The organism is Curtobacterium sp. VKM Ac-1393, assembly GCF_015350995.1.
Taxonomy (GTDB): domain Bacteria; phylum Actinomycetota; class Actinomycetes; order Actinomycetales; family Microbacteriaceae; genus Curtobacterium.
Map to the genome: position 1 here is coordinate 267,691 of NZ_JADKRW010000005.1, position 13,220 is coordinate 280,910.

The 13,220-nt window shown below is 71.0% G+C and carries 10 protein-coding genes; 6 read left to right on the forward strand and 4 right to left on the reverse strand.

What is annotated here, in order from left to right; genetic code table 11:
• Positions 1-32: 32 nt before the first annotated feature.
• Entirely contained in the window at positions 33-1,472 is a 1,440-nt protein-coding gene (locus tag ITJ59_RS13070) for a GuaB1 family IMP dehydrogenase-related protein (RefSeq protein ID WP_194651646.1), read from the reverse strand.
• A 166-nt stretch (positions 1,473-1,638) separates the two neighbouring features.
• Between ITJ59_RS13070 and ITJ59_RS13075 the strand changes: the two genes are divergently transcribed.
• Entirely contained in the window at positions 1,639-5,388 is a 3,750-nt protein-coding gene (locus tag ITJ59_RS13075; RefSeq protein ID WP_194651649.1) for a multifunctional oxoglutarate decarboxylase/oxoglutarate dehydrogenase thiamine pyrophosphate-binding subunit/dihydrolipoyllysine-residue succinyltransferase subunit, read from the forward strand.
• A gap of 22 nt (positions 5,389-5,410) precedes the next feature.
• Here ITJ59_RS13075 and ITJ59_RS13080 read toward each other — a convergent pair whose 3' ends face one another.
• Positions 5,411-5,851: a GNAT family N-acetyltransferase gene (locus ITJ59_RS13080; RefSeq protein ID WP_194651651.1), complete on the reverse strand. Its 441-nt coding sequence runs from the start codon at positions 5,849-5,851 to the stop codon at positions 5,411-5,413.
• Positions 5,852-5,966: 115 nt separating this feature from the next.
• Between ITJ59_RS13080 and ITJ59_RS13085 the strand changes: the two genes are divergently transcribed.
• Positions 5,967-6,548 (forward strand): hypothetical protein, encoded by a 582-nt coding sequence (locus tag ITJ59_RS13085; RefSeq protein WP_194651652.1) that lies wholly within the window; start codon positions 5,967-5,969, stop codon positions 6,546-6,548.
• Positions 6,549-6,609: 61 nt separating this feature from the next.
• Entirely contained in the window at positions 6,610-8,028 is a 1,419-nt protein-coding gene (locus tag ITJ59_RS13090) for a LamG-like jellyroll fold domain-containing protein (protein WP_194651654.1), read from the forward strand.
• A 5-nt stretch (positions 8,029-8,033) separates the two neighbouring features.
• Here the strand turns inward: ITJ59_RS13090 and ITJ59_RS13095 are convergent, their stop codons facing one another.
• Together ITJ59_RS13095 and ITJ59_RS13100 are read right to left on the reverse strand one after the other, a co-directional pair.
• Entirely contained in the window at positions 8,034-8,276 is a 243-nt protein-coding gene (locus ITJ59_RS13095) for a zf-HC2 domain-containing protein (protein ID WP_194651656.1), read from the reverse strand.
• On the reverse strand, positions 8,273-9,046 hold the full coding sequence (locus ITJ59_RS13100) for a sigma-70 family RNA polymerase sigma factor (protein WP_194651657.1): 774 nt from the start codon (positions 9,044-9,046) through the stop codon (positions 8,273-8,275). The genes ITJ59_RS13095 and ITJ59_RS13100 overlap by 4 nt, the downstream gene beginning before the upstream one ends.
• Before the next feature lie 111 nt (positions 9,047-9,157).
• Here ITJ59_RS13100 and aroA point away from each other — a divergent pair, with 111 nt between their 5' ends.
• From aroA to ITJ59_RS13115, 3 genes are all read left to right on the forward strand, one after another.
• Positions 9,158-10,537, forward strand: a complete 1,380-nt coding sequence (gene aroA / locus ITJ59_RS13105; RefSeq protein ID WP_194651659.1) for a 3-phosphoshikimate 1-carboxyvinyltransferase — start codon at positions 9,158-9,160, stop codon at positions 10,535-10,537.
• 3 nt (positions 10,538-10,540) lie between these two features.
• Positions 10,541-11,632 (forward strand): ribosome small subunit-dependent GTPase A, encoded by a 1,092-nt coding sequence (gene rsgA / locus ITJ59_RS13110; RefSeq protein WP_194651661.1) that lies wholly within the window; start codon positions 10,541-10,543, stop codon positions 11,630-11,632.
• Positions 11,633-12,037: 405 nt separating this feature from the next.
• Positions 12,038-13,210 carry a hypothetical protein gene (locus ITJ59_RS13115; RefSeq protein WP_194651663.1) on the forward strand — a complete coding sequence of 391 codons (1,173 nt, stop codon included), beginning with the start codon at positions 12,038-12,040 and terminating at the stop codon, positions 13,208-13,210.
• The last annotated feature ends 10 nt before the right edge of the window (positions 13,211-13,220 follow it).

Sequence of the window (13,220 nt, forward strand, 5' to 3'; positions counted from 1 at the left end):
CCCCGCGAAAGCGACGGCGGAGCCGGCGCGCGCTACCAGCTGACGGGGAGCGGCTTGCCCTCTTCGTAGCCGGCGGCGGACTGGATGCCGACCAACGCGCGCTCGGAGAACTCGGCGAGCGAGGACGCACCGGCGTAGGTGGCGGAGCTGCGGACGCCCGTGGTGATCATGTCGAGCAGGTCCTCGACGCTCGGGCGCTCCGGGTCGAGGTAGATCGTCGACGACGAGATCCCCTCGGCGAACAGCGCCTTGCGGGCACGCTCGTACGGGTCGAGCCGTTCGAAGCGCTCGCGGACGGCCTTGGCGGACGCCATGCCCCAGCTCTCCTTGAAGGCCTTGCCGGCGGCGTCACGGCGCAGGACGCCGGGAGCCTCGAGCGTGCCGGCGAACCACGAGCCGATCATGACGGCCGAGGCACCGGCCGCCAGGGCGAGGGCGACGTCGCGCGGGTACCGGACCCCGCCGTCGGCCCAGACGTGGGCGCCGAGGGACCGGGCGGCGGCGGCGGTCTCGAGGACCGCGGAGAACTGCGGCCGACCGACCGCGGTCATCATGCGCGTCGTGCACATGGCACCGGGTCCGACACCGACCTTGATGATGTCCGCACCCGCGTCGACGAGGTGGGCCACGGCGTCGGCGGTGACGACGTTGCCGGCGACGAGCGGGATGCCGAGGCGCAGGGCGGCGACCGTGCGGAGGGCGCGGAGCATGCCCTCCTGGTGCCCGTGGGCGGTGTCGAGGACCAGCACGTCGACGCCGGCGGCGGCCAGGGCCTGCGCCTTGGACGCGACGTCGCCGTTGATGCCGATCGCGGCGGCGACCCGGAGGCGACCGGAGGCGTCGACGGCCGGGGTGTAGATGTCGGAGCGGATGGCGCTCGTCTGACTCGTGGTGCCGACGACCTTGCCGTGCCGCATGACGGGCGCGAAGTCGACCTCGGCACCGCTCAGCACGTCGTACACGTGTCGGGGTGTTCCGGCGTCCTCGGCGTCGATCGCGGTCGACGCGCCGTGCAGCAGGTCGCCCAGCGTGGCGTCGGGGCCGGCGTCTCCCAGGCGTGTCGCGGGGACACAGCCGAGGTACTCGCCGTCGGCGTCGCGGACGACCACCCCGCGGCCGGCGACGGGCAGCAGCTGCTCGAGGGCCTCGGCGACGGTGGTGGACGAGCCCATGTCGTAGGCGGTGTCGTAGTCGACCGGCTGGTCCTTCACCCAGCGGATCGCGGCGTCGAGGTCCTGCAGGTGCATGTCCTGCGGCAGGACGCCGAGACCACCACGTCGGGCCAGTGTCGCGGCGAGCCGGGGGCCGGTGACCGAGTTCATGTTCGCGCTGACGATCGGGATCGTCGCACCACTGCCGTCGTTCGCGGCGAGGTCCACGTCGAACCGGCTCGTCACGCCGGAACGGCTGGGGACGAGGAAGACGTCGGAGTAGGTCAGGTCGTGTGTCGGCCGCGTCTCGTAGAACCTCATGCGCCCCACTGTACGGCTCCGCCGGGAGCCCCGGCCGGGGCCCGACTCGCGCCGGGGCTGACACGGAACGGACATGTCCGAGCGGCTAGGCTTGGCACCTGTGCGGGGCAGGGTTGCGCCGCACGACACACACGAGCATCTATCGACGGAGAGTGGGCGATCGGCTGTGTCGAGCCATCTGACCGGAACGGACGAGACCGCGGGCGAATTCGGGGCGAACGAGTGGCTCGTCGACGAGCTCTACGAGCAGTTCGTCGCGGACAAGGAGTCGGTCGACAAGTCCTGGTGGCCGGTCCTCGAGAGCTACCACCGCACGCAGGTCGGCGGCGCTCCGGCTGCTGACACCTCCGGCGGGGCTCCTGCCGCTCCGGCTGCCGCTGCACCGGCTGCTCCGGCATCCGGCGCTCCGGCTCCCGCACCGGCCGGTGGTCCGATCCAAGCGAAGACGACCTCGCGCCAGCCGTCACCGCCGCCGATCCCCGCCGAGGCGAACGACGCCGCCGACGACCACGAGGAGACCCACGAGGACGTCGCCACCCCGCTCCGGGGCATGGCGAAGACCCTGGCGTCGAACATGGACGCCTCGCTGACCGTCCCGACCGCGACCAGCGTGCGGACGATCCCGGCGAAGCTGATGATCGACAACCGCATCGTCATCAACAACCACCTGCGCCGTGCCCGCGGCGGCAAGATCTCCTTCACGCACCTGATCGGGTGGGCGATGGTGCAGGCCCTGAAGGACTTCCCGAGCCAGAACGTGTTCTACGAGGAGCGCGACGGCAAGCCGTTCGTCGTCGCCCCGGCGCACGTGGGCCTCGGCATCGCGATCGACGTCCCGAAGAAGGACGGCACCCGCTCCCTGCTCGTGCCGAGCATCAAGCGCGCGGAGACCCTGACGTTCGGCCAGTTCCTGTCGGCGTACGAGGACCTGGTGAAGCGGGCCCGCGACAACAAGCTGACCCCGGCGGACTTCCAGGGCACCACGATCTCGCTCACGAACCCGGGCGGCATCGGCACCGTGCACTCGGTCCCCCGCCTGACGAAGGGGCAGGGCGCCATCATCGGCGCCGGCGCCCTCGAGTACCCGGCGCAGTTCCAGGGCTCGGCGTCGAAGACCCTGGTCGAGCTCGGCATCGGCAAGACGATCACCCTGACGAGCACCTACGACCACCGCGTCATCCAGGGCGCCGGTTCGGGCGAGTACCTCAAGCACGTGCACGAGCGCCTCATCGGGGAGCACGGCTTCTACGACGGCATCTTCGCGGCGCTCCGGATCCCCTACAAGCCGATCCAGTGGGCGAACGACATCAACGTCGACCTGGCGCACCGGGTGAACAAGACCGCTCGCGTGCAGGAGCTCATCAACAGCTACCGCGTCCGCGGGCACCTGATGGCCGACATCGACCCGCTCGAGTACCGCCAGCGCACCCACCCCGACCTCGAGATCGAGCGCCACGGGCTGACCTTCTGGGACCTCGACCGCGAGTTCGTCACCGGCGGTCTCGCCGGCACGACGAGCGCTCCGTTGCGCGACGTCCTGGGCATCCTGCGCGACGCCTACTGCCGGACGGTCGGCATCGAGTACATGCACATCCAGGACCCGGAGCAGCGTCGCTGGATCCAGGAGCGCATCGAGGTGCCCTACTCGAAGCCGTCGAAGGACGAGCAGCTCCGGGTCCTCGGCAAGCTCAACGAGGCCGAGGCGTTCGAGACCTTCCTGCAGACCAAGTACGTCGGGCAGAAGCGCTTCTCACTCGAGGGCGGCGAGTCCACCATCGCCTTCCTCGACACCCTCATCCAGCACGCCGCCGGCGTCGGCCTGGCCGAGGTCGCGATCGGCATGGCCCACCGCGGCCGCCTCAACGTGCTCACGAACATCGCCGGCAAGACCTACGGCCAGATCTTCCGCGAGTTCGAGGGGTCGTCGCTGCCGGGTTCGGTGTCCGGTCAGGGCTCCGGCGACGTGAAGTACCACGTCGGCACCGAGGGGCTGTTCCGCACCTCGGACGGGTCGAGCATCCCCGTGACGATCGCGGCGAACCCGTCCCACCTCGAGGCCGTCGACGGCGTGCTCGAGGGCATCGTCCGCGCCAAGCAGGACAAGCAGGGCCCCGGATCGACGAACGTGCTGCCGGTGCTCGTGCACGGCGACGCGGCGATGGCGGGCCAGGGCGTGGTCGTCGAGACGCTGCAGATGTCGCAGCTGCGCGGCTACCGCACCGGTGGCACCGTGCACCTGGTGATCAACAACCAGGTCGGGTTCACCACCCCGCCCGAGTCGGCACGCAGCTCGGTGTACTCCACCGACGTCGCGAAGACGATCCAGGCGCCGATCTTCCACGTGAACGGTGACGACCCCGAGGCCGTCTCGCGCGTCGCGGACCTGGCGTTCGCGTACCGTGAGGCGTTCCACCGCGACGTCGTGATCGACCTCATCTGCTACCGCCGCCGCGGGCACAACGAGGGCGACGACCCCTCGATGACCCAGCCGCTCATGTACAACCTGATCGAGGCCAAGCGCTCGGTCCGCACGCTGTACACCGAGGCCCTCGTCGGCCGCGGCGACATCACGCAGGAAGAGTACGACGAAGCGCACCGCGACTTCCAGGACCGCCTGGAGCGTGCCTTCGCCGAGACGCACGAGGCGCAGACCGGCACCATCCCGGTGATCCAGGTCGACGACGACGGCGCCGTCCAGGGGCTGGAACGCCCGGCCGCGCAGCAGGACGACTCCGAGGTCGAGGTCCGCGAGACCGCGGTCTCCGAGGAGCTCGTCCGCTCCATCGGCGACGCCCACAGCAACCCGCCCGCCGGGTTCTCGATCCACCCGAAGCTGCAGCAGCTGCTGTCGAAGCGCACCGACATGACGCGCAACGGCGGTGTGGACTGGGCGATGGCCGAGCTCATGGCGATCGGCTCGCTGCTGGTGGAGGGCAAGCCCGTCCGGTTCGCCGGTCAGGACGCCCGACGCGGCACCTTCGTCCAGCGCCAGGCGGTGTTCCACGACCGGTCGAACGGTCAGGAGTGGCTGCCGCTGTCGAACCTGACCGAGGACCAGGCCCGGTTCACGATCTACGACTCACTGCTCAGCGAGTACGCGGCGATGGCGTTCGAGTACGGGTACTCGGTCGAGCGCCCCGAGGCCCTCGTGCTCTGGGAGGCGCAGTTCGGCGACTTCGCGAACGGCGCCCAGACCGTCATCGACGAGTTCATCTCGTCCGCCGAGCAGAAGTGGGGGCAGCGCTCCGGCCTCGTCCTCCTGCTGCCGCACGGCTACGAGGGCCAGGGACCGGACCACTCGTCCGCCCGCATCGAGCGCTACCTGCAGCTGTGCGCCGAGGACAACATGGTGGTCGCCCGCCCGTCCACCCCGGCGTCGTACTTCCACCTGCTGCGCCGCCAGGCGTGGGAGCGGCCGCAGAAGCCGTTGATCGTGTTCTCGCCGAAGGCCATGCTCCGCCTGCGCCAGGCGACGAGTGCGGTCGAGGCCTTCACGACCGGCACTTTCGAGGCGGTCATCGACGACGACCGTCTGCGCTCATCCGCCCCCTCCGACAGGGCAGCGGTGCGTCGCGTGGTCCTGCACTCCGGCAAGGTGCACCACGACCTGCGCGCCGAGCTCGACAAGCGCGGCGCCACCGACGTCGCCCTCGTCCGGCTCGAGCAGCTCGCCCCGCTCCCCCTCGAGCGCATCCTCGAGGTACTGGCCGGCTACCCGGACGCCGACGTCGTCTGGGCCCAGGAAGAGCCGGAGAACCAGGGCGCCTGGCCGTTCGTGTGCATGAACCTGTCGCCGCACCTCGACGGCCGGCCGCTGTCGGTGTCCGCCCGCGCCGCGAGTGCTGCACCCGCCACCGGGTCCTCGAAGCGTTCCGCACAAGAGGCCACCGAGGTCATCGAGAAGGCCCTCGGCTAGACCCTCGAGACGCCGGGGTGCGCTACGCGATCTTCGTGTAGCGCACCCCGGCGTCGTGGTACCCGCGCTTCTGGTAGAACCGGTGCGCGCTGTCCGTGGCGGCCGCGCTGACGGCGCTCAGGCGACGCGCGCCCTGGTCCACCGCCCACGTCTCGAAGGTGCCGATCAGCGCCGAACCGGTGCCGAGCCTCCTGGCCGTGTCGTCGACCACCAGCAGCAGGAGCTGCGCCGTCGGCTCGTCGCTCGCGTACGCCCAGGTGACCTGCGCGCCCGCGACCGCCACGGGGCGTCCGTCGTCACCGCGGACCACCCACGTGCGGTGCCCGGCCTCGGGCGTGAGCCGTTCGAGGCGGGCGCGCATGGCGGCGTCGTCGACCTCGTGACCGAGCAGGCGGACGAGGGCGGCGACGTCGGCGACGTCCGTGTCCGACCAGGTGGTGATCGACTCGACGAGGAGGGTCATGCTGGCGACCCTACCCGGGCGCCGCACCGTGTTGCGACGGGGTTTCCTGTCAACTGATATTCATATATGCTGCTGTCATATCACCCGCCGGGTGATTCCGACCGACAGGACAGCCATGCACATCACCTCCCGCCACGGCCGCACCGCCGCCTGGATCGCCTTCCCCCTCGCCGTCGTCGCGAGCGGCGCACTCATCGCCACCGCTTCGTACGCCGCGTTCTCGAGCAGCACCGACAACGCCGGGAACAGTTGGCGCACCGGCGCCGTCGCACTCACCGACGACGACGAGGGCGTCGCCATGTTCGACGTCGACGACCTGGTTCCCGGATCGTCGGGGACGAACTGCATCACCGTCACCGCCGAGACCACGAACGCGTCGACGGTGAAGGTGTACACCGACGAACAGGCCGACGTCGACTCGCTCGGGCAGTACCTCGACATGCAGGTCGAGCGAGGTTCGCTCGGTACCGCCGGCGACTGCAGCACCTTCACCCCTTCGTCGACCGTGCACGACGGAACCCTCGCCGGTCTGATCGCGGCGGACTCGTTCGGCACCGGACTCGACGCGTGGAAGCCCGCAACGGGCACGGCGAGCACGACCTACCGGTTCAGCTACGACCTGTCACAGGACGCACCGAACACCGTGCAGGCCTCGGAGGCCGCCACCACGTTCGTCTGGGAAGCGCAGACCGACTGACCTCCCCGTCCCACCCGGACCGAGCACCACGACGACCCCGACCGACAACGAGGAGCAGCTGATGCGAACCATCGTCACGCACCACACCGTCCGGTGTGCGGGCGACGTTCCCCGGTTGCTCCTCGCGGTCGGGGCGCGCACGGTGCTCTGGTCCGTGCTGCTGCTCGCACTCTGGTCGTCGCTCCCGACACTGCTCGGCTGGCACGTCACGACGGTCGTCTCCGATTCGATGGCCCCCGGCATCCGCACGGGGGACGTCGTCGCGGCCATGCCGGTCGGCACCGAGGCGCTCGAACCCGGACGCGTCCTGCTCGTCGACGACCCGGACCACGACGACCGTCTCCGCCTCCACCGGCTGGAGCGCATCGAGCAGGACGGTGGGCTCCGACTCCGAGGGGATGCGAACCAGACCGCCGACCGGAGCGCCGTCGCGCCCGAGGCTGTCCTCGGCGTCGGCGTCCTGCGGTTCCCGGGCGTCGGCCTCCCTGGGATCTGGCTCCGCGACGGGGCGTGGTCCGCACTGCTGCTCACCGCCGTGGTCGCCGCGCTGCTCGTCACGGCGACCCGCGCAGACCGGCGTGTCGTCGCGGGCCAGCCGTGCGAGCGATGTGGTGCACCGCGATGGGACCGCACGAGCCCCGCGATCTCCCCCGGCACGACACGACTCGCGACCGATGGCGCGTCAGCCTGGGCGCTGCCGACCGTCGCCGCCGTCGCGGTGACGACCATCGCGCTGACCGTGACCGCCGGCGCCGGCTTCAGCGGTGCCACCGCGACCGCGTCATCGCTCCGGACGCAGTCGTTCCCGTGTTTTGCCCGTCCGCTCGACGGCCCCGTCCTCGCATGGGACTTCGACGAGAAGGGCGGAGCCCACGTCCGCGACACCAGTGGGCACGGCGCCGACGGCTCGAGCCGCCTCGGCCCCGTCCGCAACGACGACCCGTGCTCGGGGAACCCCTCGATGCGCTTCGAGACGAACGACAGCCGGGTCGCGACGACCACCGCCGTCGCGGCGCCCCAGGTCTTCTCGATCGAGGCATGGTTCCGCACCGACCGCGCCGGTGGCCGGATCCTCGGCTTCAGCTCGAGCCAGGACTCGGCGTCGCCGAACAAGGACCGGCACCTCTACATCAGCTCAGCGGGTCGACTCATGTACGGCGTGCAAGGGACCGGCGGCGGTTTCCGATTCACGACCGGATCGGCCACGCGGGTCGACGACGGGCAGTGGCACCACGCCGTGGGGACGTTCCGGCAGGGACGAGCCGAGTTGTGGCTCGACGGCGCACTGGCCGGTACCCGGACCGACATCGTCGGCGCGAACCAGTACAACGGGTACTGGCGGGTCGGTCGCGAGTCACTCGATCCGTGGAGCGGGCAGCCTTCCGACTACACGTTCCGCGGGGACGTCGACACGGTCCGGGTCTACGACCGGGTCCTCGACGGAGCGTCGATCGCTGCGCACCACGCAGCGGGGCGCTGACCCGATCAGTGGGTGGACTGCTCCAGCCGGATGCGCGCGAGGATCTCGCCACGCAGTTCGTCCGGGGCGGTCTCCTTGCACGCGCGGCGCACGGTCTCGATCAGGACGACGCCGACGCGGTGCTCGGTCGTGCAGTCCTCGCAGTCGTCCATGTGTTCACGGATGTCCGCCGCGTCCTCGCGGCAGAGCTCCCCGTGCAGGAACTCCTCGAGCTCGGCCTTCGCCTTGGAGCAGTCGCAGCCGCTCATCGTGCTTCCTTCCCATCGACGCGACCCTCGGTCGCGACAGCCTTCCGGCCTCGTCCGCGCATCGTCGCCGTCGACGCTGCGTCCGGGACGATGCCGGTCTCTCGGGCGTGGTCCGCCAGGAGCCCCCGCAGGAGCCGGCGACCACGGTGCAGACGGCTCATGACCGTCCCCACGGGGGTCTTCATGATGTCGGCGATCTCCTGGTACGAGAAGCCTTCGACATCGGCGAAGTACACGGCCATCCGGAAGTCCTCGGGGATGGCCTGCAGGGCGTCCTTGACGGCGGACGACGGCAGGTGGTCGATCGCGTCGGCCTCGGCGGACCGTGCGGAGATCGACTGCGTGACGCTCTCGGCGCCGCCCAGCTGCCAGTCCTCGAGCTCGTCGATGGTGCCCTGGTACGGGTTCCGCTGGTTCTTGCGGTACGTGTTGATGAACGTGTTCGTCAGGATCCGGTACAGCCAGGCCTTCAGGTTCGTGCCCTGCTTGAACTGACGGAACGCGGCGAACGCCTTGACGAAGGTCTCCTGCACCAGGTCCGATGCGTCGGCAGGGTTGCGGGTCATCCGCATCGCCGCGCCGTACAGCTGGTCCATGAAGGGCAGCGCCTGGGTCTCGAACAGTGCCCGGAGCTCGTCGGCCGACACGGTCTTCGCGTCGACGAACGACGCGTCGTCGAGCGACGCCGCCTCTTCCGCGACAGCGTCGAGCTGCTCCTCGGTCTCCTCGACCAGGTCGTGCGGTGCTGCGTGCGGCTCGTCGGTCGTCATCGCGGGCCAGTCTAGAGCGAGCGACGTGGACACGCCGGGCAGGCGCGTCCGCGAGGGTGCGAGTGCTGTCGCCAAGGGTCCTCCCGATCGTTTCAGTAGTCTTGTGAACCGATGGACGACACGACGCATTCCCAGAGCGGGGCACCGAGCACCGCGGCTCCGGCCCCCTGGACCGCCCCGCTCGCGCGCGGTCCCCTGCGCGGCGACGTCGCGCTGCCCGGCTCGAAGTCACTGACGAACCGCGAACTCGTGCTCGCCGCCCTCGCCGACGGGCCCTCCGTCATCCGACTGCCGCTGCACTCCCGCGACTCGGCCCTCATGATCGCGGGGCTCCGGCAGCTCGGGGTCGGGATCGACGAGGTCGACCCAGCACCGGGCGAGCAGCCGAACCCCTACGGACCCGACCTCCGGATCACCCCGGCCCCGATGCACGGCGACGTCCGCGTCGACTGCGGGCTCGCCGGCACCGTGATGCGGTTCCTGCCGCCCCTCGCCGCCCTGGCCGTCGGCCCCGTCGTGATCGACGGCGACCCCTACGCCCGCAAGCGCCCGATGGACGCGATCATCCAGGCGCTCGTCGACCTCGGCGTCGACGTCACGGACAACGGTGACGGCTCGATGCCGTTCGCGTTCACCGGCACCGGTTCGGTCCGGGGCGGTGCGCTGTCGATCGATGCCTCGGCGTCGTCGCAGTTCGTCTCCGGGCTGCTGCTGTCCGCGCCCCGGTTCGACGAGGGCCTGCACCTCACCCACGTCGGGGAGCGCTTGCCGAGCCTGCCGCACATCGAGATGACCGTCGCGGCGCTCCGTGCCCGCGGCGTGGTCGTCGACGAACCGGCGGTCGGCGAGTGGGTCGTCCACCCCGGACCGATCGGCGCGCGCGACGTCACCATCGAACCCGACCTGTCGAACGCCGCACCGTTCGCGGTGGCCGCGCTCGTCGCGGGCGGCACGGTCCGCATCCGCACCTGGCCCCGCGCGACCACGCAGGTCGGCGCCGACCTCGAGACGCTCCTGCCCCTGTGGGGCGCGAGCGTGGCCCGTGACGGCGACGACCTCGTCATCGACGGCGGCGTCGGGATCCGGGGTGGGGCCTCCTTGCCGGGTCTGGACCTGGACCTGAGCCGCGGCGGCGAACTCGCACCGGCGCTCGTCGCGCTGGCCGCGCTGGCGGCCGGGCCGACCGAGATCACCGGGATCGGCCACCTGCGTGGGCACGAGACGGACCGCCTCGCCGCGCTCGCGGCGGACGTGAACCGGTCGGGAGGCTCGGTGCACGAACTCGACGACGGCCTGCGGATCGAGCCTGCCGTGCTCCACGGCGGCGACTGGGCCGCGTACGACGACCACCGGATGGCGACGGCTGGCGCCATCGTGGGCCTCGTCGTCGACGGCGTCGCCGTCGACGACATCGGGTGCACGGCGAAGACGCTGCCGCAGTTCCCGTCGTTGTGGGCGGACCTGGTCGCTTCATCGGTGAGCGGGGGCTGACGCATGAGCTGGTGGGACGACGTCGACGGTGACGACTCCGACGCGGACGAGCCGTACGGACAGTACGACGAGTCGAGCGTGCGGGTGCGTCCGAACCCGAAGGGCAACCGGCCCCGCACGAAGACCCGGCCGACGTACGACGACGCCCCGGTGGGGTGGGTGACGAACGTCGACCGCGGGCGGTTCGGGGTGCTGGTGGGGTCCGGCTCCGATTCCGATTCCGGCTCCGGCTCCGGCTCCGGCGACGAGCACGTGATCACGGCGACGAAGGCCCGCGAGCTCGGCAAGAAGTCCGTCGTGACCGGCGACCACGTGTCGCTCGCCGGCGACGTCTCCGGCGACGACGGCACGCTCGCGCGCATCGTGAAGGTCGCCGAGCGCACCACGCTGCTGCGCCGCAGTGCCGACGACTCCGACGAGGTCGAGCGCGTCATCGTCGCGAACGCCGACCAGATGCTGATCGTCGTGGCGGCCGCCGACCCCGAGCCCCGTACCCGGCTCATCGACCGGTACCTGGTGGCCGCGTTCGACGCCGGGCTGGACCCGATCCTCTGCATCACGAAGACCGACCTCGCCGACCCCGCGCCGTTCCTGGCGCACTTCGCCTGCCTCGACCTGCGGATCGTGACGAGCCGGTCCGACGACGTCCCGTTCGAGGCGCTGCACGAGCTGCTCGACGACAAGGTCACCGTGACCGTGGGGCACTCCGGCGTCGGCAAGTCGACCCTGGTGAACGCCCTGACCGGGTCGACGCGGGCGATCGGCGTCGTGAACTCGGTGACCGGGCGTGGGCGGCACACCTCGTCGTCGTCGATCGCGCTGCGGGTCCGTGACGGCGGTTGGATCATCGACACCCCGGGCGTGCGGTCGTTCGGCCTCGGACACGTCGACCCCGCGAACGTCTTCCGCGCGTTCGCCTCGCACGCGATCCCCGTCCAGCCCGCGCGGGACGGCATCCCGTTGGCGCAGGCGCACGACTGGGAGATCGTCGACCGGGTGCAGGACGGAGAGCTCGGGGCGACCGGCGTCGAGCGGCTCGACTCGTTCCGTGCGCTCCTGACGGGCATGGGCGCCTCCGACCCGGGTTCGGAGTAGCCCGCGCGGGCGTCCCGTCCCGCCCGCGTCCCCGCCCCCTCGAGCCCCGTCCCCTCGAGGTTCCGAAATCTGCGCATCTCGGCGGCACTTCGGCCCGGTCGTGGAACCTCGGCGTGCAGTCCGCGGCGTGTTGTGGAACCTCGGTGGCAGGTGCTCGGGCGCGTCACCCCGAGTGCCGAGCCTCTTCCGATCGGCCCCCTCGCGCAGTCGCGCCGCCTCCCAGGTTCCGAAATCTGCGCATCTCGGCGGCACTTCGGCCCGGTTGTGGAACCTCGGCGTGCAGCGGGCGGCGTGTTGTGGAACCTCGGCGGCAGGTGCTCGGGCGCGTCACCCCGATTGCCGACCCCCTCCCGACCCCGCGCCCCGCGTCGACACGTGTGCAGCAGTGTTGTACAGTGAACCCTCGTGTCTGAAGTTGCAAAGTACAACTTTGCGCCGACCCCCGCCGTCGACGCCCCGTCCCCGAGCACGACAACGACGTCGCACGCGCACCACTCCCCCACTCACAAGTCCTCACGGTTGCCGAAACCGCCCCGCACCGACAGCGTCCTGCGCCCCGCCGGCCTGGGACGGGTGCTCCTGACCTTCGCCACGCACATCCTCGTGCCGCTGTTCCTCGCCGCCGGGATGGGCCTCGCCTACCTCGGAGCCTTCCACGCCCCTGCACCGAAGGAACTGCCGGTCGGCATCGTCGGCCAGTCCGCCGCCACCCAGGTGTTCGCCCAGACCGTCACCGACCAGTCCGACGGAGCCCTCGTCGCTCACGTCGTCGCCTCCACGAAGGACGCCGAGCGGCAGATCCGCGACCGTGACCTGGCCGCCGTGTACGCCCCGACGAGCACAGGCGCGACGCTCTACGTCTCGACCGCGGCCTCGGAGACCACCGCGAGCGCCGCGCAGAAGGTCTTCCTGCCGATCGCGTACGAGCAGCACGTGCCCTTCCGGGTCGTCGACGTCGTCCCCACCGGCGAGCAGGACAGCACCGGCCAGGGACTGTTCTTCCTGCTCGTCGCCCTGAGCGTCGGCGGCTACGCATCGGCGATCGCCGTGGCGTCCGTCGCGACGAAGCTCCGCTCGGTGTGGACCGCGATCGTCGGCCTCGCCACCGCGGGAGTCGTCGCCGGCATCGGGGTCATCGTCGCCGGACCGATCTACGGCGTCATCACGACGCACCACTGGCAGGTGTTCCTGTTCGCCTGGCTGTACGACGCGATCATCGTGGCGATCGGCGTCGGCCTGCACCCGATCCTCGGGCGGTGGACCACGCCGGTGCTCACGATGCTGTTCGTGATGCTGAACTTCACGTCGTCCGGCGGGATCTTCCAGGCCTCGTTCGTGCCCGGCTTCTTCTCGGCGCTCCACTCGTTCTGGAGCGGTGCCGCCTGGCTGCAGGCCGCACAGGACCTGCAGTACTTCCCGGACGCGTCGCTGGGGCGGTCGTCACTCGTCCTCGCGCTCTGGCTCGCCGCGGCGGTCCTGCTCTGCGTCGTGGTGCACGGGTTGGTCGCCCGCCGCACCCGCATCGCCCGCGAGCGCGAGGTCACCCGGCTCGAAGAGGAAGAGGTCGTCGCCGCGTAGCCCCGCTACG